This is a genomic window from Larkinella knui (genome assembly GCF_003858645.1).
GTDB lineage: Bacteria > Bacteroidota > Bacteroidia > Cytophagales > Spirosomataceae > Larkinella > Larkinella knui.
Genome location: NZ_RQJP01000001.1, coordinates 1,331,585 through 1,355,985, shown reverse-complemented (window position 1 = coordinate 1,355,985; position 24,401 = coordinate 1,331,585). Strand labels below are relative to the sequence as shown.

Genomic DNA, 24,401 nt, shown 5'->3' with positions numbered 1-24,401 from the left:
TAGTGCCCACGGCCCTTTTTTTCTGTCTATGTTGCCTAACCGACCATTTACCATATTAGTAGCCGAGGACGATGAAGAAGATCGTCTCTTGCTGGATGAAGCGTTTATGCAAAATGGCCTGTTCGACTGCGGACGGTTTGTTGAAGATGGTGACCAGGTAATCGACTATTTGATGAACTGTCTGGGTCCGGAAGCTGCCAACCCGCTTCCTTCGCTCATTATTATGGATATCAATATGCCGCTCCGGAACGGATTGGAAACCCTTCTCGCCATCCGATCCGACCATCAGTTAAAAAATATTCCGGTACTCATCATGACTTCTTCCCGCCAGGAGGTAGAAAAAGCCTATCGAATGGGGGCAAATTCCTATCTGGTAAAACCCATTCAGTTTACTGAATTAATTCAGATGATTGGCGATGTGACCACCTATTGGCGTGATACCGTAAATCTCCCTTACAACGAATATTGATCGCCCGTTTTGCGGTTGTTAGCGCACCATGTGATAGAGCACAGACGCCCGAAAACGCAACTCTCTAAAAGCCTTGCTTCCCAACAGTCCGCCACCCGTATAATAGCGGTGGATGATATTTTTGCTATTGCCTTGAAAGTGAAGCGTATGCCATTTTATTTCCTTTTTCAGCAATACATTATAAGCAACCGGCCAATCGTTTTTGATCGTAATTTTTTTTCGTCCCAATCCAAATTCGTACTCATCCACGTTGTAATTGGTAGCCATCGAAATATTGTGATCAAAAGCGGACCCATCAACACATTCGGATAAATTACGGATTTTTGAATTTTCTTCTTCGTAAAACACGTACAATGCCGTCATGTCAGAAATACCGGCCCGATCGTTTTTAATAATTTTTTCAGCCTTGATCTGATCCATGAACGCCGTAAATCGGGGCTGCGTATACAAATTGACAGTTAGTTCACAAAACCGGTTTATACCTTCCCAGGTCCAGTAGGACGAATGCCCCGAAGCCGATCTAACCCATTGGTAATCAACACCAATGTTATAGGCAGCAAGGTAATTTTTCAAACCGGCCTCGTTAATATAGGTTGTCATATTTGAATAAATCATTACATCAGAATCGGCTACGAAAACCTGGCTATATCCTTCCCTTTTCATCAATTCTTTCACCAGATACCAGCGTACAAAGCAGAATAACTCGTAGTCGTAATGATTCGGTGAATCGTGTTGATAAACACTTTTAAACAGGTCGGTGTCTGCATTTAAAAAGTCGCCGATCGTGTGATGCATAACAAATGGAAACCGGTTATTCTCCGCATCACCCAGCAAGTGAATCGGGCTGTCAGGATTGGAGTGAACGGCTTGCCGGAGTGTGTACTCCAGATAAAAGCTGTAGCCCTGGTGAACAAAAATAATGGGTATACCAGAAGGTCCGTTGGTAGTATTGTTTTGTTCCCGAATTGTGCCGGGTAAGGTTGCATCCATGTGTGGTATAGTCGGAGAAGTATTTATCATATAACCCCTGATGAGTAAAAATCGCCACTAATATAGAGAATCGTCTTAATCGACCCAACAATCACCCCAAACGTTTAAATGTATTTCACAATTATTTCAATTATTTTTTTAATCTTGTCTGAATAAGGCGGATAGATATACTTCAACGTTTCAAATTGTCGTTTTACGACTCCTTTCGCATTTGAAAATTCCTGAAAGCCGTAAAAGCCATTCGATTTTCCAATACCACTCTGGTTGACTCCACCAACCGGTAGTTCCGTATGGGCAAAATGAATCACCGTATCGTTGATGACGGTATTGCCAGCCGTCGTGCGGTTCAACCAGAACTGGCTGGCCGACTCCTTTCGGCTAAAAATGTACAAAACCAGCGGTTTTGCCCGACCCGCCAGAAACCGGATCACTTCTTCACGCGTGTCATACGGAATGACTGGCAGCAGGGGGCCAAAAATTTCTTCCTGCATCACCGTCATTTTGGTCGTCACGTTTTCGAGCAGCGTTGGTTCGATAAACCGGTCATTGGGATCAGTTTGCCCTCCCATACTAACCGTTGCTCCTTTTTGCTGGGCATCCTCCAAAAGTGACTGCAACCGTTGAAAATGGCGGTTGTCAATGATTCGGGCGTAGCTATCTGAGGACTGAATTCCTTTCCCATCCGCATCGTACATCGCCCGAACTGCATTTTTCACTTCCCTCACAAACTGATCTTTTACCGAACGCTGAATCAGGATAAAATCCGGTGCAACGCAGGTCTGTCCAGTATTAATCCATTTTCCCCAGGCAATCCGCCGGGCTGCGGTATATAGATCGGCCGTTTCATCGATTATACAAGGCGATTTGCCACCCAATTCCAGCGTTACGGACGTCAAATTCCGGGCCGCTGCCGTCATGACCACTTTTCCGACCGCCGTACTCCCTGTAAAGAAAATGTGATCGAATGGCAATTCCAACAAGTTTTGAGCTACCGTCGCATCGCCCTCGACAACAGCAACTTCGTCCTCCGAAAACAACGCTTTAATCATGGTCCGAATGAAGCCGGAGGTGGCCGGCGTCAGTTCCGACGGTTTGATAATGGCCGTATTTCCGGCCGAAATAGCCGAAATCAGGGGTTTAATAGTCAGATAAAACGGATAATTCCAGGGTGAAATGATCAACGTGACGCCTTTGGGCTCGTACTGCACAAAGGCGGTTGTGCCCAGCATGCCCAGCGGAGTGGGCACGGGATGTGGTTTCATCCACCGTTTCAAATGTTGAATGGCGACCGTCAACTCGTTACGGGTTGAATAAATTTCGGTCAGTTCGGTTTCGGCGGGCGGTTTTCGGAAATCGGCAAACAGTGCTTTTTCCAAACCCGCCCGATTTGCCATCATAAAAGTTTGAATCTTTTTTAGTTTTGCAATCCGCTCCTGAGCCGTTGTCGATGCCACAAAAGAAGTTTGTAGCCGCTGCGCATCAAACAGTTCCCGAAATTGGGTGGTATTTTGGTGGCTGGCGGAAGACAAATTCATCGCATGATTACATTTTCATGAAAAAACAGGTAATAATACCGAAATACTAATATTTTTGTCAAAACACTGCCCCATGAGTATTGTCAGCAACAATATCAAATACCTCCGCCGACTCAATGGGTTGACTCAGGAACAGTTTGCCCGGCGGATTGGCATCAAACGGTCCCTCCTGGGTGCGTATGAGGAAGCCCGCGCCAACCCGAATCTGGATAATTTGATGTCCATTGCCCGTGCTTTCAGCACAACGGTCGATCATTTACTGAAGAGCGATTTACGAAAAATTCGCGAAACCCCCGACTTGTCGCTGCCTTTGGACCGACCGTCGTCGGGCGACCATTCGACCGGATTTCCGGCATCACCTTTGCCCCGGGACATCTCAGAACCGGAAACCACGGCAACAGCCCCCAAGGCGCTTTCTGCCGTTCTCGAAAAATATTATCAGCAACCACCCACCAAGCCGGCTGTAAATTTTCAGAAACCTGTCGAAAATCATTCGCAAATCAAGCTGGTATCGCAACGGATTGTCCCACGCCCGGTTTCGCGTCGCGAGGGATTTTCGCCCCTGTCGCTGTCTGTTAATCCGCCATCGCCCCCCCCCTTGTCGTTCAACAATAGTTACGAGAGTGTTCGTACTGCAACGAATCCAATTACCGAACACCGGCCGATCCATGATTCCTACCCGGCCAACACCATACCCTGGGTGCGGAAACGGCAGTTTACCGAGTACATCCAGCGGTATCAGCAAGCCGATTTTCTGAATCGACTGGCGGTTTTTCAACTACCTTTACTGCCCCCGGATCATTACCGGGCTTTTGACGTGGGCGACGAGTTTGCTTTTCCCGGAGCGGTTGTAATCGGAAAATACATTAGAAACTGGTATGACATTGCGGAAAACAAATTGCACATATTACTCGTTCAGAACCAGGGGATCCTTTGCCGTCGGGTATTTAATCAGGTAAAACTAAAAGGCACCCTGTTGCTGTCTTCGGATCAGGGTACCATTGGCAGCCGGGAAGTAGCCATTCGGGAAGTGCTTGAAGTCTGGGAAATTACGGCGTTTATCAGTCAACAAATGCCCGAAGTGCCCCCTTCTCTCGACGGAATCAGAAGTCTGGTTGAAGACCTGCACTATGAATTAGATCGCATTCAAAAAAAATAAGACAGAAATACGACAAAGTGCTATAGCCGGTGTAGATGGGTTGGTGAAAAGATGGCTATTTGAAACAAATCTTGCTATATCTTTATTCTAACGTTGTGAATATCTTATTACTAAACCGACCATTGACAAAAAAAAGAACTGGCGAAAAAATACTTAATTGGTTGACCGGTATTGTAAGCGGCAGTGTAATCCTTTTTTTTGTTTATTATGTATTTATTTATTCCGTTAATTTTCCGTTTCAGGATGACAATAGCTTTCTTAAGGCTATTGCTGAAGTACAGAAAGGATTAGGTTGGAAACACAATTTACTGGTTTTTTTTCAGGCCGAAAACGACCACCGTATCTTTGTCCCTCGATTGATTGCTTACCTCGATTATCTGGCTTTCGGCTATTTACATTTCAAAAGTTATATCAGTATTGCCTCCATTAACTTAATCATCATAGCTGGTTTTATTTACGGTTTATTCAGGCAGTTTAAACTTCCGCTCTATTATTTTCTACCGGTTCCCCTGCTCATTTTTCAACCTCAATACCACGAAGTTACGATCTGGGCATTGACTGGCCTTCAGCACATCACTTTACTTCTTATTCTTTGCATTTGCCTGAAACTACTTAAAAAGCCATCCCCCGGTAAAGTCACACTTGCTATTGTGCTCGCCATGCTGGCAACCTTTACGCACGGAAATGGCATTCTGGTGTTCGCAACCGGTGGCTTTCTGCTACTGATCGAACGGAATTACAAAGTGCTGTTGCCCTGGGTTTTATTCACTTTATTGACTTTAGTATTTTATATATTCGATTATACGCCCGGTAGTGGCGTCAAAAGCAGCATCAATTGGGCTCATATGCCGGTTGCATTTGTGGCAAAGATTGGCGCTACGCCGTCGGTTTGGTCGCCAGGGTCAACCGGTGGTTCGATCCTCTGGGGCACAATCATTAGTCTGGTGATGATTCCAACCCTGCTTATTGCCTTCTATAATTCGTTTAAGGCCGGAAAAACCAGCTCCTCAGCCAATACGGAACTCCTGTCATTTTTCTGTTTTATCTTTTTAACCATTCTGTTAATTACGATTTTCCGTTCTTCTTCCCAGATTTTACTGGAAATTCGTTTCAAGATTTATGCTGCTTTAAGCTCGGTGTTTTTTTATTTATTTCTCCTTACTAAATCCGGTCGATTCCGTCCGATTACACTGGCTATTGCTACGGTTCTTTCAGTAGTATTTTATATATCTTCTTATACCGTTTATACGCCGGAGGTTGTTAATAAATATACCCGGCTGGCGGCCGATACGTATAACTGGCCGAAACACCAGAAGGAATTGAGCAACTACAATGCCATCGATGCGAGCCTCCCTTATCTTTTACCCGCGTATCATCAGGGCTTTTGGCGAATCCCCAACTTGTTCGCTGGTTTTGACGAAATGGTTCAGACGGCTTTACAACAAAAAAGTTTTAAACCCGCTACTTTACGCACCGAACACATCATGCACGGCGGAGACCTGCCGCAGCTTCTGGTAGAAATGAAAGAGGCTCCGCTACGCCGTCAGCATTTGCGTGATGATTTATTTCTGGTTTTACACGATGAAAGGCAACAGAAGACGTACCTGGCCGGCACGCAGCCTAAATTTGCCGGCTGGCGTCGATTCATAACAACCGGATCGTTTTTTGGGCCTGACTTTTCAACGGTATTACCCCTTCAAGTCGTCCCACAAGGCCAATACCGCCTGGGTTGTCTGCTAAAGGATGCCGATAATAACCTGGAATTGATCATGACGCAAGAAAATATCACGCTATAATCTCACCGATTAAGGCTGGGTGAGCCGAACCAATAATTTACGAAGTTTACTGATGGCGCCTTCATCCCCGATGATGGCCGTGCTCGTATCGTACCATTCCGGTGTTCCGAGGTTCAGATAACGACCGGATTTACGGGGCAAATCGGTCAATGCGTCTTCGCTGTTGTAGTCTACGCCGTAAAAAACCTCCATCATTGACTTCAATTCCTTCCACGGCACCGTTTTAGAGTGGGTCTGATTGCTATGCCGCGTTTCCAGAGTTACCTCCCGGCGACTAAAGGAAGCCGTCATATGAACTTCCGTACGTGCGCCCGAATTAATTTCGATATAGTTAACCTCAAACGGTTTTTCTTTTCCGGAAACTTCATAGGCTGCCTGAATCAATTCCTGGCTTAAAAACTGCCATTCGGGACGATGCGAAGGCATTCCTGACTGATTGCCTTGCATTTTGTTCTCAAGGGTTACCAAAAAATAGTCCTGATTGTCACTCAATTTCTCCTCATCAAATGCTTTGAGCTGTGTCTTCCGAACCAGATCGTTAACGGTTTGTTCCCAAACCGACGGCAAGTGTCCCGCCCACTTAAAGTCATCATTACCCGTGAAGCCTTCGCCGGTAATTTCGTCTTCGTCCAGTTCATCCCGGTCCGTGTAGGTCATGGTCACGTCGATTGCCAGACGTCCGTCGCCCGCCGGTTGCAGGATGATGGTGAAAAAGTGGGCATACGGCGGTGGAACGACCAAAGCCGTCTGGTACCGGATTTCTATCATTTTAAAGCTTTGCTCAATCATTTTACAAGAATAGGAATTAATTCTTTCCTCTCAAATCGATTGTTTCAAGTCCGGAGAGATACGTCGAAACAATCGATTTTCGATCGACCTTACCGGTCGGTGTTTCCTTGAAAACCGAAAGGGGAACGTCTTTTCTGGGTACGGCATAGGGGCCAACGGCACGCTGAATCGCCTTTTTGATAATTTCCATCCGGTCTGCGGGCCATTCATTTCCTTCTATAAACAAGACAACTTGCTGTCCAAGCCGCTCATCCGGTATACCCGCAATAAAAAACCGGGCTTTTATCGGTTCCTGCGCCAGGATCGTAGCAATCACCTCCTCGACTTTTTCGGGCTGGATTTTCACACCCCCGCTATTGATAATCGAATCGGCGCGGCCCACCAGCCGGAAGTGGGATTCATCGATCAGTTCGATCACATCATTCGTCTGGATGGTTTCATAATCCGTGGCTGCGGAATTGATAAACAGGCAGTTACGGTCATCGACGCCAATCGTTACGCCTGCCAGGACGCGAAAGACTTCGGTTCGTTCCGGGCCATTGAGCCGCCGAATGGCAATGTGAGAGACGGTTTCAGTCATGCCATAGGTGCTAAAAACCGGGGCTTCAACGGCTTGCAACCGTTCCGATAACGTCCGGTCTACGGCGGCCCCGCCCACCAGAATGGCTTTCATTTTATTCAGGATGGGCAGGGAATGACCGGCCTCATCGAGCAGCGTGTGCAGTTGCAGGGGAACGAAAGCGGCAAACTGAAACGGCTCTGAGTCAGCATGAAACGGTTGCAGAGGATTTGAAGACGGTTCTACGACGGTGATCGACAACCCCAGTTCCAGCCCCCGAACGAGCATCATAATACCGGCAATGTAGTCCACATTCAGGCAGGCAAGCGCGTGATCCGCCGGTTTCAACCCGAACGTGTGACCCGTGAGCCGGGCGCTGGCAACCATTTGGCGACGGCTCAAAGTAAGGGCTTTGGGCGTACCGGTGGAACCGGACGTCTGAAGCGTAAAATACGATCGACCAGAAATCCACTCCCGGCAAAATGCGATGGCCTTCGCTTCGTATTCCGTTTGTGGGATTGGTAAATTACCGGGTGCTATTCGCATAAGGTGTACGGAATGAATCGTAAAAATAAGCTACTTTTGCCCCGATTTTTATTGCCTGAGAATAAAACCCGGAAGGCATTCAACGGTTTTAGACATAAAAATAGTTAACCGTTTGGGGTTTGTAGTTAACCAGCAATAAATGGTTCTGATTAACTTATTGCCGATATATAACTGACTTGGTAGCGTATGGCGAATGAAGCATTTGAGAACCCGATTTCGGTCGATAAAGTCACGGACAAGCCCGGATTGCTCGAATATGCGCACTCGGTGGGCAGCGCGCTGATCAAACCGGAAGACAAAGGGAAGATGAAAGGGCGGGCCGTAACGGCCATGCGGGAACAAACCGACGTGCAACTGTCCCAATTGTATCGCCAGATGCAGTTGCTGGCAGAACAGGCCACCGCCATCCGCAACCGTGTTGAGGTATCGGAGCGGATTTATGGTGCCCAGATGGGATTTGAGCCTATTGTCGGACATATATATTATTTCTACGAGAAAAAAGACGGGACCGATGTCCTATCGATGATTTCCCCTTCGGAGTGGGGACGGATTTATCCGTTTCGCCGTTGTGTGGCTACCGTCCGGATGATGGCCGATCATACCTGGGACGTCACCTATCATGACAGTGAATTTTCAGAAGAATAAACGGGAGGTTTCAGACGGGTGGCTTAATGACCGAATGGGTAAAAGGATTGAAAACAGATCTCAACCGACTACCCATTTCACCATTTTTAACCGTCGAACCATTTTTAACCAGTAATCCTTTCAATCGATGCAAAGCAAATATCCCTGGGAAACCATCAAAGAATACCGCGAGATACTTTTTCAGTATTACCAAGGTGTGGCCAAAATAAGTATTAACCGGCCCGAAAAACACAATGCCTTTACTCCCTTGACGGTCAAGGAGATGAGCGAAGCGATGGAGCTCGCCCGTCAGGACGAACGCGTCGGGGTGGTCATTTTAACGGGGGAAGGCGGGAAGGCTTTTTGCAGCGGAGGAGATCAGTCGGTCCGGGGTCACGGCGGGTATGTGGGCGAAGACAGCGTGCCGCGCCTGAATGTGCTCGACTTCCAGATGCAGATCCGGCGCATTCCCAAACCGGTTGTGGCCATGGTGGCGGGCTGGGCCATTGGTGGCGGGCACGTGCTGCACGTCATCTGTGATTTGACGGTTGCGGCTAACAACGCCCGTTTCGGACAAACCGGCCCTAAAGTCGGGAGTTTCGACGGCGGTTTTGGCGCTTCGTATCTGGCCCGGATTGTCGGACAGAAAAAGGCCCGCGAAATCTGGTATTTGTGCGATCAGTACGACGCTCAGGAAGCGCTCCAGATGGGCCTGGTCAACAAAGTTGTGCCACTGGAACAACTGGAAGATACGACGCTGGAATGGTGCCGGAAGATGCTGGAGAAAAGCCCGATTGCCTTGCGGATGCTGAAGGCCTCTTTCAATGCCGAACTGGACGGTCAGGCAGGAATTCAACAATTAGCCGGGGATGCCACATTATTGTATTATCTTTCTGATGAAGCGAAAGAGGGTAAAGATTCGTTTTTAGAGAAACGGCAACCTGATTTTAGCAAGTTTCCAAAATTTCCCTAAGCCTGTTCCATGATTGATCTTCATATCGAATCTCAGTCGAGCGTACCTAAATACCGGCAGATCGTCAACGCGGTGATCAATGGCATTGAAATCGGCACCTTGAAACGTGACCAGCAATTGCCGTCGATCAATGAATTGAGCGAAGAATATTATCTGGCGCGCGATACGGTCGAGAAAGCGTACAATTATTTAAAGAAAGAAGGCGTCATTCAGGCCGTTCAGGGCAAAGGCTTTTTCGTTCGTCGCGACGGGCCGGGGCAGTTGCGGGTCCTGCTGCTGATCAACAAGTTTAGTGCCTATAAAAAGATCATCTATTATTCACTGGTGAATGCCCTGGGGCATAATGCGATCGTGGATTTACGCATTCACCACCACAGTGCCGAGCGGTTTAAAAAACTGCTGGAAGAAAATCTGGGACAGTATCACTACTACGTGGTTATGCCCCACTTTTACGAGGAAACCGAGCAGGTGAATGTCGTCAAACTGCTGGAACAGATTCCATCCAACGAACTGATCATTCTGGACCGGGACATTCCGAAGTTAACGGGTGAATACTCAACGGTTTACCAGCAGTTTGACCGGGACATTTACGAAGCCCTGGAATCCGGTCTGGATGTTCTTCAAAAGTACCAGCAATTGACCCTGGTTTTTCCGAAGGAAGTGTATTACCCGCGGGAAATTGTCCGGGGTTTTCGCAACTTCTGCGTTCATTATCAGAAAGAGTTTGAACTGCTCGACACCCTGACGGGCCGGGTTCTGAAAACCGGTACCGCCTACATTGTTCTGGAAGATGGCGACCTGGTTGAACTGGTCCGCCAGGTCAAGCAACGCGGTTTGCAACTTGGTCAGGACATTGGTGTGCTGGCGTTCAACGAAACGCCTTTGAAGGAAGTACTGGCTGACGGTATAGCCGTCATTTCGACGGATCACGAAAAAATGGGCGAAACCGCGGCCCGGCTCATTCTGGAAAAACGACACGAAAAAGTTAAAAACCCGTTTCAGTTGATCCGACGGGCGTCTTTGTAGGAAAAGCTGGCCGGTGCGGTTTCCTTTAACCGAGCCACCCGAATGCCCGAAAACTGCCGGTTCCACAGCACGTAATCGGCGAGCGGTTCCTCCGAAATCATGACTTCGCCATAGTGCGACGACGCATGCAGCAAATGAGCCCTTCGCTCTCCGCCGGGGCCATTTTGCCAAACCACAAACCCGACGTGTTTCATATCCAGACCGGGTCTCGAAGCCGTCAGCATGATGATGTCGCCCTCTTTCAGACTGTTTTCAATTTCCTTAATGCGTTTTTTAGGAATAAACCAGAAGCTTTGCTGACTGATGGCCGACTCGACCAGCGCGATTTGCTGGCGATTTTTCGGATCAGCCAGTTGCGGGTATTTCCAGGTACTTTTGGTCATGTACGACACTGGTTTCGATACCTGCATCCCTCCTATTTTTCGCGTAACATCCTGAATAATACCTTTTTGTTCATTATCGACCAGCCATTCCGAGAAGTAATGCAAGCGACTCGCAAAACCGTCGATGGCCCCGTTTCGATACCGTATCTTAACCAAGTTTTTACGAAAAATCCGGTCAAACTGGACGGAATCCTGTTCGTTCAGCAGCTGATGACGCGCCAGCGACAACGCCAGGGTGGTTTCCAGAAAGGTTGTGCAGTCGAAAGCGCTGAAATTGACAACCAGTTGCTCGGTTTCATTTTCGTCGAGCGTATGGGCGACGTAAGGGCGCCCCTGAAACGATTTGCTGATGGCAACGACCGTTTCTGCTGGCGTACTTCCCGGTGCCACCACCGCTTGTTTGAATACGGAAGAAGGGATTATTTCCTGAGCAAAGGCAATCGAAAAAGGCACGAATGTGACCAGAATGGTAAACAGTTTCTTCATCAACTACGGTGGTTAAGAAAAACCGGTCTCAAAAAAGGCGGTTTCGGGTAAAAATAGCAAAAATCCGGACGTGTAGGCACTACAATTGGCTATATTACTAGTAAAGAATTTCAGGTACACTTATTTCAAAATACGGTTATTTTAATAGTTGTAAGTTTTTGAATCCGCTTAAAGTCAGATTGATTAAAAGTATATAATTCTTGGCATTGTTCAGTTTCGGCAATTGCCGTATGAATGCAATCATTGATATTTTGAAAACCGATCACCTTTGCAATTGCGATGGCCCGTACCATTTCATTCATCTGATAATGAACCGGTTCAAAAGGCAGAAAAGTCTGCAACATAGCTTCGATGTCATCCGGTTTGCGATCAAGCCGATGTAATACATACGCGCTTTCTTGTAGAGATAAAAAAGATACTAGAAATTTATTGGCTGAAGTTGCAGCCTTGTAAAGTTCCTTCGCTTTTTTATGTTTCAGGGGATCTTGCGGAACCAAAAGGTTAATCAAAACATCCGTATCAAAATAAATCATAAATTGACTTCATTCGCTAAATCGGAAAGATTTAGCGTTGGATCAACCTTCATGTCTTTGAACCTCTCCAAAAGAGCCAATGATTTTTTGTACAGTTCCTTTTGGTTGACAGTGGGAACCGTTGGTACGTCTTCAACGGTAATACTGACTTCCTTACCCGCAAAGTTGGCTTTGATGGTGTCCAGAAATCCACTGTTTAAGGATTCTACCGGTATTTTGTAGGTTAACTGCATGGCAATTCTCTTTTAATTTTCAACAATTTAACACTTTTATACTTTACCCCGTTCAATTTCAGATTGGTCGTTTTTCGAAAATAACAAGGGTAGATTTACCGGTTAGTTTATTTGATTTCCAGCACCAGCACACTCAACGGCGGCAATTCAACCGGAACGCCGGCAGTTGCGGACGCCTTGATTTTGGTTTTTGTCCGGAAAATATCGGTAAAGGTATAGGTTTTCGTGTCGTCTACTTTCAGCGCTGCCCAGGCTTCAGCCGGGATGCGAACCGTCGTTTTAGCGGTTTTCACCTTGTCGAAATTACAGATAATCAACAGCTTCTGTCGGGCCGAATGCCGCAGGTAACTATACAGCCGGTGCTGATCGTATCCCGCACTTTGACCGTCGGTATTGACGTATTGTAAATCGTAAAAACCGCCCGTCCGAATGGCATCGCTGCTGTTGACCAACTGGTTCAGCTGGTGGTAAAACTTCCGTAAATTCTTCTGGTCATCGCTCAATTTTCCGCCGTCAAATTTACCGGGTTTGCCAATTTGCCCATTGGTCCAGGCCTGGTATTCGGGAATTCCCCAATAATCGAAAATGGTCGTCCGGCCGTCTTCCCCCTGAAAACCTTCGGCCTGCGTCGGGTTAACCCCCAGTTCCTGGCCGAAATAAATCATCATCGGGCCGGTGTGGAGCGTGGCAGAAACCGTCATGGCCGGAACCGCCGTCCACGGGTCATTGGCAAAATACCGGGAAGCGATGCGCTGCTCGTCGTGATTTTCCAGAAAACGCAGCATATGATTGGCATACTCGCCGGACTCCTGCTGCCAGACCCGCGTGATGTCTTCCACGGAGCCTTTGCCTTCCATCAGCCGCCGAACGGCATCATACAAACCCACTTTGTCGTAGAGGTAATCGAATTTGCCGGTAAAAATATACGTGTGATATTGTTGCGGATTGTAGATTTCGGCAATAAAAATCAGGTCCGGCCTTACGGCTTTTACCTGCGGTATGGCCCAGCCCCAAAATTCGACCGGCACCATTTCGGCCATGTCGCACCGGAAGCCATCGACTCCTTTGCCAGCCCAGAACAACAGAATGTCGCGCATCTTTGTCCAGGTAGACGGAACCGGTTCGAAGTGCGTCTGCCGGTTGTTCAGGTAATCGACGCCATAGTTCAGTTTGATCGTTTCGTACCAGTCGTTGAGGTCAGGATTTGCCTTGAATACGTCGTTGCCGGTGGCTTTGGCCGGTTTTTCTACGTAGGGCACCGGCGACGCATCTTCCAGAATCGCCACGCCCTGCGGTACCTGAAACGACTGCTCGGGCAAATAGTAAAAGTTGTTTTGCGGATCGAATGGCCTGGTCGTATCGTCGCTTTCGCCCAGGTCATGTACGCCCGCCGGTTTGGCATCGGAATGATACTGCCGGGCAACGTGGTTGGGAATAAAATCAATGATCACTTTCAGTTCATTGGTGTGAGTCCGTTTCAGCAAATCGTCAAACTCTTTCATCCGGTTTTTGACATCGACCGCCAAATCCGGGTTGACATCGTAATAATCCTTGACGGCATACGGCGAGCCCGCCCGTCCTTTTACCACCGCCGGATGGTCTTTTTGAATGCCGTATTCTGAATAATCGGTGATCAGCGCATGTTCGATAATTCCCGTATACCAGACGTGCGAAGCCCCGAACTTCTTCAGTTCCTGCAATGCTTTAACGGTAATGTCGTTAAATTTTCCCACCCCGTTTTCGTCCCTAGTTCCCCAGGGGTTGTTGGTGGTTTGCTGGTTACCAAAAAGACGCGTAAAGATTTGATAAATAATCAGTTTGTCCGATTTTTCACCGGAAGGATCCGTTGTATTCATGTGTGTAAAAAAGGGTTCAATGGAATGGGCTGCTACCCCCTGAAGTAACCCGGCCGCTACGACCATACCGGTAAACGTTCGGCGGTTAATCGGTACAGAACCGGGTTCGGAACGCGTGGTCTTCATGTCCAAGATACAAATTTACAGGTGTCTGCCCGACCCGACCAATCGGATTCGGGGTCAAATTCCAAAACTACTGGCAATATGAAAACAAATCCTTTATTTTGACATATTTTTGAGTAGACTACCGATCCAAGTTACCCCTATGAAACGTACTTTTTACCTGCTTTTTCTCCTGCTTCCTTTCCTTTTAGGGGAAACGCGGGCCCAGACCGCAGCCATTCAACGCGTCGACCCGACCAACTGGTGGGTGGGCCTCAAAAATCCGAATCTGCAACTGTTGGTGTATGGCCCCAAAGCCGGGTCGATGACGTATTCCATTGCGTATCCCGGCGTAAAACTGATCAGCGCCCACAAAGCCGAGAATCCCGATTTTGTGTTTCTCGATCTGACCATTTCGGCAACGGCCAAACCCGGGTCCTTCCGGATTATTGGCAAAAATGGCTCCACAACCGTTTCCCACCGGTACGAATTGAAGCCCCGAACCCCCGGGCCGAAAGGGCAGGGCGTTTCATCAGCTGATTTTATTTACCTGATCATGCCCGACCGCTTTGCCAACGGCGACCCAACGAACGACGCGTTTCCGGATATGCTCGACACGAAGGCCGACCGTTCCATTCCGCATATCCGACACGGCGGTGATTTACAGGGCGTTATGGACCACCTGGATTATTTGCAGGAATTGGGCGTAACGGCCCTTTGGATGACACCGGTTTTGGTGAACGACGAGTCCTTGAAAAAGGAAGCGCCAGACCGGATGCAGGCGGGGTATCACGGCTACCATTTTACCGATCATTATCAGATCGACAAGCGGTTTGGCGGCAACGAAGGGTACCGAAAACTGGCCACGGTTTTGCATCAGCGGGGCCTGAAACTGGTGCAGGATGCGGTGTATAATCACGTCAGCGACGATCATTGGCTGTATAAAAACCAGCCGTTCAAGGATTGGTTCAATCAGTGGCCCAGCTACACCGGCAGTTCGCACAAGGAGCAGGCTTTGTATGACCCGTATGCGTCGGCAACCGACCGAAAGGTGCTGCTCGATGGCTGGTTCACCCCTTTTCTGCCGGATCTGAATCTCCGAAATCCCTTTCTGGCTACCTATCTGATTCAGCACGCGATCTGGTGCACGGAGCTGTTTTCACTGGATGCCTGGCGCGTCGATACGTACAAATACAACGATCTGAATTTTCTAAATCGTTGCAATCAGGCCCTATTAACCGAGTACCCCAAGCTTCATATTTTCGGGGAAGCCTGGGTTGGCAACCCGGTTGCGCAGGCGTTTTTTGTAAAAAACAAGATCGATCAGCCTTTCAAATCCAACCAGCCGGGCGGTCTGGATTTTGTGTTGTATGATGCCACCAATGCCGCTCTGAAAGAAGAGTTTGGCTGGGATTCGGGCGTCAACCGGCTGTATCAGGCACTCACCACCGATGCGCTTTATGCCGACCCGCAAAAACTGGTCACCTTCCTGGAAAACCACGATACCGACCGGTTTCTGTCGGTAATTGGTGACGATTACGCCAACTACAAAATGGGCGTTACGTGGCTGCTGACCACACGCGGTATACCGTCGTGGTATTACGGAACGGAAGTTTTGATGAAGAACACCAAAAATCCGTCGGATGCGGAAGTTCGCCGGGATTTTCCGGGCGGTTTTCCCGGCGATAAAGAAAACAAATTTACGGAAGCCGGGCGGAACAAAGCGGAAAACGATGCGTTCAACTTCGTTAAGAAACTGGCGAACTATCGGAAAATCACGCCCGCTTTATACGCCGGGAAATTAATGCACTATGTACCTCAATACGGTACGTACGTCTATTTCCGGTACGACAAGGCCAAAACCGTCCTCGTTGCCACCAATTCGACGAACCAGGAAATTGGGCTGGAAACGGCCCGGTTTGCCGAACGGATGGCCGGTTTTTCCAAAGCCCGAAACATCCTGACCGACGAGACAATCACGGACCTTTCCAGGCTGAAAATTCCGGCAAAAACGGCGGTCGTTCTGGAGTTGGGTCACTAAACCGGTCTTGATGAAAGCCGACTGGCCTAGCGAATAAATCCTTTTTTATCGCTTTATTGCAGTATACAACCGGCTTAATCACTCGTAAAATGCCCATAAACGCCCTACTATTTGACCTGGATGGAGTCATTGTCGATACCGCCATTTACCATTATCAGGCCTGGCGCCGGATGGCTAACACATTGGGTTTTGACATTTCGCAAGAATTTAATGAGCAGTTAAAGGGCATCAGCCGCACCGAATCGCTGGAAATTATTCTGGCCCACGGTGGTCTGACGGTTTCGGAAAATCATAAACTGGAACTGGCAACGCAGAAGAATGAGTGGTATCTCGAACTGGTTTCCCAGATGACGCCCGCCAACATTCTGCCGGGTGTCACGGCGTTATTCGGGGCGGTAAAAGCCGCCCACCTGAAAACCGCCCTCGGCTCGGTCAGTAAAAATGCCCGGTTGATTCTGGAACGAATTGGCATGATTGATGACTTTGACGCCATTATCGACGGCACGAAAATTACCCGTGGGAAACCCGACCCCGAAGTTTTTCTAAAAGGAGCCGCTGAACTGGAAGTTCGGCCGGACGAATGTGTGGTTTTTGAAGATGCCGTTGCCGGAATCGAAGCCGCCAAACGGGCCGGCATGCTGGCCATCGGAATCGGTGAACCCTCGGTGTTGACGCAAGCGGATCTGGTGGTGCCATCACTGGCGGCCTTAACGTTGGCGGAAGTTCTGACGCTGACCGGACTCAAAACCTAAATCACATGCAAAAACTGGAAACCGCCCTTCAACTTCAAGAGCGAATCAGAACGGCCCTGGAAACCGTTGAGCGTGAATTTCGCCCCTTGTCCGACGAGCAACTGAACTGGAAACCCGACACCAAACGCTGGAGTATCACTCAGAATTTGCAACACCTGAATCTGGCGGAACGGTTTTACATCCGGAATCTCCAGAAAAAAGTCGACGACCTGGGCTTGATCCAGACCAACCCGACCGACCAGACGCTTGAATCGAGTCTGTTTGGCCGATTCATGCGCTACCTCATCGACCCGAATACGAAAATGAAAATCCCAACGGTTCCTTTTCTACAACCGCGCAATGAGCTGGATGCCCGCGATGTGATGAAGCAATTCGTTGAACTCCAGCAGCTTTTGCATGACCTGCTCGATAAAGCTACGTATATAAACTGGAACCAGGAAAAAGTGATGACGCTGTTTGGCAACTGGATTAAAATACCGGTCGGTGATGCTTTTTTGATGCTGGTTGCCCATACCGAACGTCACATCAACCAGGCCCTGCACGTGAAGCAGGAAGCCGCCGGTATTCGGCCGAAGTGAAAACGTTCAGGCGTCATCCGTAGTGCCCGGAAGCCCTAACCGGCTAATTACCAGTTACATAAACTTTTTTTCTCAAGCACATCAAACTCACCTTGCCGTATAAATTAATCGTAAACCCGAATGAAACACTACTTAAAACACGACCCCTGGCTGATTGTTGAAGAAGATTTCCATCGTAACTACAATGAAATTACGGAAAGTGTCATGAGCCTCGGTAACGGACGCATGGGACAACGGGGCAATTTTGAAGAAAATTTTTCGGGCAAAACCTTGCAGGGAAACTACGTTGCGGGGGTTTATTACCCCGACAAAACCCGGGTTGGCTGGTGGAAAAACGGCTATCCGGAGTACTTTGCCAAAGTGTTGAATGCCGCCAACTGGATTGGAATCAACATCACTATCGAGTACGAAACGCTGGATCTCAATACCTGCGAAGTCCGCGATTTCCGACGGGTTCTGAACATGCAGGAAGGCTACCTCGAACGGTCGTTTGTCGCTTTGCTGAAAAGCGGAAAAGAATTGCGGGTTACGTCCAAACGGTTTTGCTCCATTGTCGACGACGAAGCCGGGGTTATCCGGTATAGCCTGACGCCCCTGAATTTCGACGCCAAAATTACGGTTGAACCCTACATCGACGGGACCATTCGGAACCGCGATTCAAATTACGACGAAACATTCTGGGACGAAGTCCGGAAAGAAACCGGGTACGGGGAAGCCTTTATTGAGCTGCGAACGCGGAAAACCGGGTTTCACGTTTGCACCGGGATGAACGTCGAAATTGAACAGGACGGTGCCCGGATCGACTTTCAGTCGCAGCCCATCCGGCAGGAAAAATACGTGGCCAACCGAATGACGCTGGAATGCCGGCAGGGTCAGGAAACCGTCATTTATAAATACGCCGTCAACCTGTCGTCTTTGAATTACGAAACGGATTCGGTGGTTTCGGAAGCGCGGAAGTACCTCCAGCGGATCACCGGCAAAGGGTTCGATCGGATGCTGATTGAACAACAGCAAGCCTGGGCCGACAAATGGAAAACAAACGATATTACCATCGAAGGCGACATTGCGGCTCAGCAGGGCATCCGGTTTTCGATTTTCCAGCTGAATCAGACCTATACCGGTGAAGATGAACGACTAAACATTGGACCAAAAGGTTTTACCGGCGAAAAATACGGCGGTTCGACGTATTGGGATACCGAAGCGTATTGCCTGCCTTTTTACCTCGCCACGGCCGATCAGAAAGTAAGCCGGAATCTGCTGCTGTATCGCTACAAACACCTTGAGAAAGCCATCGAAAATGCGCAGAAACTCGGCTTTAAAGCCGGAGCCGCGCTCTATCCGATGGTGACGATGAATGGCGAAGAATGCCACAATGAGTGGGAAATCACCTTTGAAGAAATCCACCGCAACGGCGCCATTGCCTACGCCATTTACGATTATGTGCGGTATACGGGCGACGAAAACTACCTGACCGAATACGGGCTGGAAGTTCTGATTGCCATTAGCCGGTTCTGGAGCCAGCGGGTCAACTGGTCGGAGGCCAAACAACAGTATGTCATGCTGGGCGTTACCGGGCCGAATGAATACGAAAACAACGTCAACAACAACTGGTATACGAGCTACCTGGCCGCCTGGACGTTGCGCTATACCGTTGAAGTCGTGGGTCGCGTCAAACAACTTAACCTGGAGAAATTCAACGAGTTGTGCGACCGCATTCATTTTCGGGAAGAGAAAGAAATTGCCACCGCCCGGCACATTGCCGAGCATATTCACCTGCCCTACGACGAAAACCGCCAGGTGTTTCTGCAACAAGAATCGTTTCTGGATAAGGAACTGATGCCGGTCAGTGACATTCCGAAAGGGCAGCGGCCTTTGAACCAGAACTGGTCGTGGGACCGGATTCTGCGTTCGTGTTTTATCAAACAGGCCGACGTATTGCAGGGAATTTACTTTTTTGAAGACGATTTCGATCTCGAAACGCTTCGCCGGAATTTCGACTTCTACGAGCCGATGACCGTCCACGAATCGTCCCTCTCGCCCTGCGTCCATTCTGTGCTGGCCTCCAAGCTCGGCATGAAAGAAAAGGCGTATGAAATGTATTTGCGCACTGCCCGGCTGGACCTTGACGATTACAACAACGACACGGAAGACGGCTGCCACATTACGTCGATGGCCGGAACCTGGCTGGCCGTGGTGAGAGGATTCGGCGGGTTCCGGGTCAGGAATAATCAGGTGGTTCTGGACCCCAATTGCCCCGCCAACTGGCAGTCGCTGGCGTTTAAGGTCCGGTTTCGGGGGGCTTTAGTAGAGATCAAAGTGACACAGACGGACGTGAGCGTGCAAAACTTCTCCGACAAATCGGCCGAGATCGTGTTGTTTTCAAAGCCGCTCATCGTCGAAGGCAAAAGTCAGATCTCGGTGAAGCGACCCGCTAATGCCGAGGTGGCCGTAAACGAGAAGTAAGGGCTTTGACTTCCCGCCGAAGAAATTCGGCGGGAAGTCAAAATACACGTTTCTTTAAGCGGCATCTGCTGTTTCCAGTTCGGCAAGGGCACGGGCGGTGCTGCTTTCTGCACCTTCGCCAGTTGGTTCCAGGCCCGTAGTGAGTTTAAAATTCGTAATGTAATAGAGCAACGGATTGGCGCTGTTGTATTCAAATTCAAAAAAAACCGGGTTTTCGTTCCGAAGAATATCGTAGTAATACTGAAATTCCGCCAGCGGAAGCCAGATACCCACCTGTTGATTGAGCGTCGTTGCACCGCCGTAATACCCCGCAACAGCACTCGAAAAGGTCCCACTGAAGGAGGTAGAAAACGCCAGGGTTACGGTCATATTCAGACCATGAAACTCCGGGGCGGTTCGTAGAATAATGACGCGTTCGAGAATGGTTGAAACCGGCGATCCGACGCGCCGAATGGCTGTGTTCACTTCATACTGAGTGATTTCTTTTCGAATGTTTGCCATGTGGTGTGGAGTTAAGGATTTAACATTCAGAAAGATATACAGCGTTGTGGCACGATCAAAAACCGATTTATTCACCGGGTGTTGCGAATCCAGCTACTTTTTAACTTAAGCCCAATTCATTTATTTTTCGGCCCGTTTTTCAGCTTAATCCGAATACGGCTTATTTCCGGCGTTCATCCTGCCATATCAGTGTCTCATTTTTGGCTTCTTTGGCAAACTCCGGACAGCGGCCATCACCTTTTCCGGTAAATCCACCGTCGGGCGAACAAATCGTATCGCAATTGGCAATTAACAGACTGGGAATATCACAGCAGCGGGCCGGAATGTAATACACTTCCTGCCCTTTGTATTCATACCGAAGTACCCTGGCGGGCGGCTCCCAAATGTTTTCTTTTTTAATAGACTCGATTACCTGCTGAATACAGGTGGGCAGTGTCTCCGGTTTCGGATTTTTCTCCTGACAACCCAGAATTACCGTAAGAATAAGTATACTCACACCGTTTTTCATGGCTTGCGTTTTTTTAGTATTGACCCAAAATGAAGCAAAAAGGTTGGAGATCGGATCGGATCCACAATTTATCAGCATTTTTACTTGTCGTATTCACGTTCACCTTCTCTTGCCAATCACCTGATCAAAAGCAACTTACTCCGGCTTTTTATTACTGGCAAACCACCTACCAACCCGCTCCCTCCGACCTTCGGTTGCTCGATCAGCTTCACATCCAAAAATTGTATATCCGGTATTTCGACGTGGATTGGGATCAGGCAACCCGCTCACCCGTTCCCAAAGCCGTCATCCGGTTTGCCCGCAAGCCTACCGGGTTTAGTGTCATTCCGGTTGTCTTTCTAACCAATCAGACCTTGATTCGTTGCCCAACACCGGCCATTCCGGTGTTGGCGGAAAATCTAGTTCGAAAAATCAGTCAGCTTAGTCGGCAGAATGGCATTGCCCATCAGGAAATTCAACTGGATTGTGACTGGACCTCCCAAAGCCGGGAGCGGTATTTTACCTTACTCCGGGAACTGAAAAGCCGCTTCAAAGGTCCGGTTTCAGCCACCATCCGGCTCCACCAGATCAAATATCCGGAGCAGACCGGCCTGCCACCCGTCGATCGGGGCATGCTGATGTTTTATAACATGGCCGACTGGAAACGCCCCCAAACCCACCATTCCATTTATGATCTGGAGGTTGCCCGGCGGTATATCGATTTCCTGGAACGTTACCCTTTGCCACTGGACGTCGTGCTTCCGTTGTTTCGCTGGACGGTCGTATACCGGAATAATCGCTTTTTTAGCTTACTCAACAACGTCGATCAGAAAACGCTGGCGGCTTTCTCATTTTTGAAACTGGAGACCGAAAACCGCTTTGTAGCCGAACGGGATACAACCGCCCTCGGCTTCTCGATCCGGCGGGGCGACCTCTTCCGAACGGAGGCATGCCAGCCCGCTGATTTGGAAGCCGGGAAGCGGCTTTTGCTAGCAAAAATCCAAAATCAAACGCTTACATTTGCGCTCTATCATCTCGATTCCAGCGTAACCGCACCCTATTCTAATGCGTTTTTCCAGTCTATTTTCCGGCCGTCTCCGTAGTGCCCTGTTGTCTCTGGCCATTTTGATCGGCTTTGCCTGTGGCCCCAGCACCTACGATATCAACGAGTTCAAGAGTTTTTTCATGCCCGAAAGCAGCCAGGCTTCGGCCCGCGATCAGATCTACCATTTTACACCCCAGTTGTACCGGTATGACGAGAATTTCGATACGGATGAAGATTCGGTAGAAACGGATGAAAATGTGCTTGCCTGGAAAGCTTACACCCGGGGTAATGTGCCGGAAGCGGAGATTTCATCCGCCCTGTATAGCCTTGATGATCAGGCATCGAATGGCCTGGTGCGCTGGGCAACAACGTCCAATCCGGCCGCCCTGGCTTACCTGCAATTGGCGTGGCGGGCCGAGAAAGCCGCTCCTCGCCCCGTCAATGCCTGGGAAGTCGATTCGGCCCGCCAGGATTCTTCACGGATCGAATTACCCGGTTTGTTCGCAGAAGCCCAGGCGGGTTACGCCAAAACATCGGATCACTTTCTGAAAGAACGGTACGCATTCCAGGCGGTAAAACTGGCGGCCATGTCCAAAAAATACGAACAAAGCCGGATTGCCTACCGGGACCTGGTTCGCCCGCTGGCCAAAAAAACGTTCATCAGTGATTGGGCTTTCTGCCGCCATGCGGGCGCGACCCTGGCGCTGGGCGACACGGCCCGGGCGGTTTATGAATTTGCGCAAGTGTTCGACCGTTGCCCTTCGCGTCGACGGGAAGCCGAAAGCAGCCTGAGAATCTACGGTATTCGTTTTCGGGAAAAAGCCCTGGAATATTGCACGAACGATCACGAAAAAGCTGCCGTATACGCCATTTGTGCCATCCAGCCGAAGCAGGATGCCTTGCCTTTTCTGAAAGAAATGGTGCGCCTGAACCCGAAAAACCCGCTGATCGAACTGGTAATGGCGCGGGAAATAAACCGGAATGAATATTTCTTTTTTCACGACAGCGCACCCATTTACGGCTACGATGAGACATCCCGCGCCGATTCAGTCCGGTTTATGGACCGAAAGAACGAAAGCCCGGATTATTTCCAACACTTGAAAGCGTTTGCTCTGGAATCCACAGAGAACAAAAAAATGGGCAACCCGGCTTTCTGGTACACTGCAACCGCTTATCTGGATTACCTGGGGAAAGCATACGCCGAGGCTAAAACGCATCTGGAACTGGCCAGCCAGCAATCGCCGGTGAATCCGGTATTGAAGAAACAGATTCTCCTGCAACAAATGCTGTTGCTGACGGCTCAAACCGAAACTATTACGCCGGAGGTTGAAAACCAGCTCATCGGCTACCTTGAGCAGTTCGGCAATTCCTATAACTTCTACATGACCAATGCCTTCGTGAAAACCTGCAAGGAATTGGCAGGGAAATACGGCTACGGAAAAGCCGCCGAAAAAGAATCGGGCGGCTGGCTGGCGGGTTGTTTCCGGTCAAAACCGGCCCAATCGGACGGACCCGGTATTGCCAAGGCTTTTTTATTGACAGCCTTGACGTCTTCCCAACTGAATCGGAATGAGATTTATTTCGACAGCCATTCGGATTTATACGACATTGAAGATACCACATCGGCGGCAACGATTCAGCGGGTGGTCAGCTACGCGACGAATCCCGGTCGAACCGAATTTGATAAACGACTTCTTACCTTGACCGGTTTTACCAACGATGACCTTTACATTTTGCTGGGAAGGCGCCTGCTGGCCGAAAATCGCTATGCGGATGCCGCCGACGCCTATGCGAAAGTTACCCCGAAGGCCTGGAAAATCGATGCCTTCAAGGTATACTTTAATGAAAATCCATTTGCCGTCAATTTACGGGGCAGTCAACATGGGCCCGCCACCTCCAACTCGTATACACCGGCTTCTTTTCTCAAAAAGATGGTAATGCTGGAAACGCAGGCCAAAACCGCAACGGGCGACGAAGCCGCCAACCTGTATTATCAACTGGGCTGCGGAGCGTTCAACCTGAGTTGGTTTGGCAATTCCTGGGTCCTGGTTCGGGCGCGCTGGAGCGGCAGCGAACCGGTTCTCAATCAGTATTCATATCATCTGGTTCAAAATCCGCAACAGGATCAGGGCTTGGCCCAGGTTGTTGAACAGGATTATTACACCACCAGTCGGGCGCGGGATTTTTTCGAAAAAGCCATTGCTGCGGCCCAAAATCCGGAACTGGCGGCCAAAGCGTGTTTTATGGCCGCCCGGTGTGAGCAAAATGCGTTTTATACCCGGCAGGAATTTGAAAATGCCCGGCGTCATTATGCGGCTGACCCTGAACCGTTTAATCGGGAAATGAGGACCCTCCGCCGTGAGCACTACTCCGTGTATCTGACCAAATTTGCGAAGCAATACAGGAACACGCGTTTTCAGAAAGAGATGATTCGGGAGTGTGCGACGTATGCCGATTTTCTGGCCGGCCACTAAA

General features: G+C 49.1%; 22 protein-coding genes. 12 read left to right on the top strand and 10 right to left on the bottom strand.

What is annotated here, in order from left to right:
- Nucleotides 1–28 precede the first annotated feature (28 nt).
- Complete coding sequence (locus EHT87_RS05550) at nucleotides 29–469, top strand: response regulator (protein ID WP_124904655.1); 441 nt, start codon at nucleotides 29–31, stop codon at nucleotides 467–469.
- A gap of 18 nt (nucleotides 470–487) precedes the next feature.
- Here the strand turns inward: EHT87_RS05550 and EHT87_RS05545 are convergent, their stop codons facing one another.
- Nucleotides 488–1,459, bottom strand: coding sequence for a hypothetical protein (locus EHT87_RS05545; RefSeq protein ID WP_124904653.1), 972 nt, complete (start codon nucleotides 1,457–1,459; stop codon nucleotides 488–490).
- A gap of 104 nt (nucleotides 1,460–1,563) precedes the next feature.
- Nucleotides 1,564–2,994 (bottom strand): aldehyde dehydrogenase family protein, encoded by a 1,431-nt coding sequence (locus EHT87_RS05540; RefSeq protein ID WP_124904651.1) that lies wholly within the window; start codon nucleotides 2,992–2,994, stop codon nucleotides 1,564–1,566.
- 73 nt (nucleotides 2,995–3,067) lie between these two features.
- Here EHT87_RS05540 and EHT87_RS05535 point away from each other — a divergent pair, with 73 nt between their 5' ends.
- Complete coding sequence (locus tag EHT87_RS05535; RefSeq protein ID WP_124904649.1) at nucleotides 3,068–4,153, top strand: helix-turn-helix transcriptional regulator; 1,086 nt, start codon at nucleotides 3,068–3,070, stop codon at nucleotides 4,151–4,153.
- A gap of 356 nt (nucleotides 4,154–4,509) precedes the next feature.
- Nucleotides 4,510–5,949 (top strand): hypothetical protein, encoded by a 1,440-nt coding sequence (locus EHT87_RS05530; RefSeq protein WP_124904647.1) that lies wholly within the window; start codon nucleotides 4,510–4,512, stop codon nucleotides 5,947–5,949.
- Between the two features lie 9 nt (nucleotides 5,950–5,958).
- Here EHT87_RS05530 and EHT87_RS05525 read toward each other — a convergent pair whose 3' ends face one another.
- Together EHT87_RS05525 and EHT87_RS05520 are read right to left on the bottom strand one after the other, a co-directional pair.
- Nucleotides 5,959–6,717: a hypothetical protein gene (locus tag EHT87_RS05525; protein ID WP_221621980.1), complete on the bottom strand. Its 759-nt coding sequence runs from the start codon at nucleotides 6,715–6,717 to the stop codon at nucleotides 5,959–5,961.
- 37 nt (nucleotides 6,718–6,754) lie between these two features.
- Nucleotides 6,755–7,843, bottom strand: a complete 1,089-nt coding sequence (locus EHT87_RS05520; RefSeq protein WP_124904643.1) for an AMP-binding protein — start codon at nucleotides 7,841–7,843, stop codon at nucleotides 6,755–6,757.
- A 186-nt stretch (nucleotides 7,844–8,029) separates the two neighbouring features.
- Here EHT87_RS05520 and EHT87_RS05515 point away from each other — a divergent pair, with 186 nt between their 5' ends.
- From EHT87_RS05515 to EHT87_RS05505, 3 genes are all read left to right on the top strand, one after another.
- On the top strand, nucleotides 8,030–8,488 hold the full coding sequence (locus EHT87_RS05515) for a DUF2452 domain-containing protein (RefSeq protein WP_124904641.1): 459 nt from the start codon (nucleotides 8,030–8,032) through the stop codon (nucleotides 8,486–8,488).
- 127 nt (nucleotides 8,489–8,615) lie between these two features.
- Nucleotides 8,616–9,440, top strand: coding sequence for a 1,4-dihydroxy-2-naphthoyl-CoA synthase (gene menB / locus EHT87_RS05510; protein ID WP_124904639.1), 825 nt, complete (start codon nucleotides 8,616–8,618; stop codon nucleotides 9,438–9,440).
- Nucleotides 9,441–9,449: 9 nt separating this feature from the next.
- A complete protein-coding gene (locus EHT87_RS05505; RefSeq protein ID WP_124904637.1) occupies nucleotides 9,450–10,466 on the top strand; it encodes a GntR family transcriptional regulator in 1,017 nt (338 codons plus the stop codon).
- Here the strand turns inward: EHT87_RS05505 and EHT87_RS05500 are convergent.
- From EHT87_RS05500 to EHT87_RS05485, 4 genes are all read right to left on the bottom strand, one after another.
- Entirely contained in the window at nucleotides 10,439–11,335 is an 897-nt protein-coding gene (locus EHT87_RS05500; RefSeq protein WP_124904635.1) for an N-acetylmuramoyl-L-alanine amidase-like domain-containing protein, read from the bottom strand. The two genes, EHT87_RS05505 and EHT87_RS05500, sit on opposite strands and share 28 nt — an antisense overlap.
- A gap of 125 nt (nucleotides 11,336–11,460) precedes the next feature.
- Nucleotides 11,461–11,868 carry a type II toxin-antitoxin system VapC family toxin gene (locus EHT87_RS05495; RefSeq protein ID WP_124904633.1) on the bottom strand — a complete coding sequence of 136 codons (408 nt, stop codon included), beginning with the start codon at nucleotides 11,866–11,868 and terminating at the stop codon, nucleotides 11,461–11,463.
- The gene (locus tag EHT87_RS05490) at nucleotides 11,865–12,101 is read right to left on the bottom strand and encodes a hypothetical protein (RefSeq protein WP_124904631.1); all 237 of its coding nucleotides are present in this window, start codon (nucleotides 12,099–12,101) and stop codon (nucleotides 11,865–11,867) included. The genes EHT87_RS05495 and EHT87_RS05490 overlap by 4 nt, the downstream gene beginning before the upstream one ends.
- 107 nt (nucleotides 12,102–12,208) lie before the next feature.
- The gene (locus tag EHT87_RS05485; protein ID WP_229320931.1) at nucleotides 12,209–13,957 is read right to left on the bottom strand and encodes an alpha-amylase family protein; all 1,749 of its coding nucleotides are present in this window, start codon (nucleotides 13,955–13,957) and stop codon (nucleotides 12,209–12,211) included.
- Nucleotides 13,958–14,222: 265 nt separating this feature from the next.
- Between EHT87_RS05485 and EHT87_RS05480 the strand changes: the two genes are divergently transcribed.
- The 4 genes from EHT87_RS05480 (at nucleotide 14,223) to EHT87_RS05465 (ending at nucleotide 19,893) form a co-directional block, all read left to right on the top strand.
- A complete protein-coding gene (locus tag EHT87_RS05480) occupies nucleotides 14,223–16,100 on the top strand; it encodes a glycoside hydrolase family 13 protein (RefSeq protein WP_124904629.1) in 1,878 nt (625 codons plus the stop codon).
- 89 nt (nucleotides 16,101–16,189) lie between these two features.
- Nucleotides 16,190–16,852, top strand: a complete 663-nt coding sequence (pgmB, locus tag EHT87_RS05475) for a beta-phosphoglucomutase (RefSeq protein ID WP_124904627.1) — start codon at nucleotides 16,190–16,192, stop codon at nucleotides 16,850–16,852.
- 5 nt (nucleotides 16,853–16,857) lie between these two features.
- On the top strand, nucleotides 16,858–17,430 hold the full coding sequence (locus tag EHT87_RS05470; RefSeq protein WP_124904625.1) for a DinB family protein: 573 nt from the start codon (nucleotides 16,858–16,860) through the stop codon (nucleotides 17,428–17,430).
- A 120-nt stretch (nucleotides 17,431–17,550) separates the two neighbouring features.
- Entirely contained in the window at nucleotides 17,551–19,893 is a 2,343-nt protein-coding gene (locus tag EHT87_RS05465; protein ID WP_124904623.1) for a glycoside hydrolase family 65 protein, read from the top strand.
- Between the two features lie 54 nt (nucleotides 19,894–19,947).
- Here the strand turns inward: EHT87_RS05465 and EHT87_RS05460 are convergent, their stop codons facing one another.
- The gene (locus EHT87_RS05460; RefSeq protein ID WP_124904621.1) at nucleotides 19,948–20,394 is read right to left on the bottom strand and encodes a hypothetical protein; all 447 of its coding nucleotides are present in this window, start codon (nucleotides 20,392–20,394) and stop codon (nucleotides 19,948–19,950) included.
- A gap of 160 nt (nucleotides 20,395–20,554) precedes the next feature.
- A complete protein-coding gene (locus EHT87_RS05455; RefSeq protein WP_229320859.1) occupies nucleotides 20,555–20,890 on the bottom strand; it encodes a DUF6970 domain-containing protein in 336 nt (111 codons plus the stop codon).
- 41 nt (nucleotides 20,891–20,931) lie between these two features.
- Here EHT87_RS05455 and EHT87_RS05450 point away from each other — a divergent pair, with 41 nt between their 5' ends.
- On the top strand, nucleotides 20,932–21,984 hold the full coding sequence (locus EHT87_RS05450) for a hypothetical protein (RefSeq protein WP_124904619.1): 1,053 nt from the start codon (nucleotides 20,932–20,934) through the stop codon (nucleotides 21,982–21,984).
- A complete protein-coding gene (locus EHT87_RS05445; protein ID WP_124904617.1) occupies nucleotides 21,947–24,400 on the top strand; it encodes a hypothetical protein in 2,454 nt (817 codons plus the stop codon). Before EHT87_RS05450 ends, EHT87_RS05445 begins: the two co-directional genes overlap by 38 nt.
- Nucleotide 24,401 lies beyond the last annotated feature (1 nt).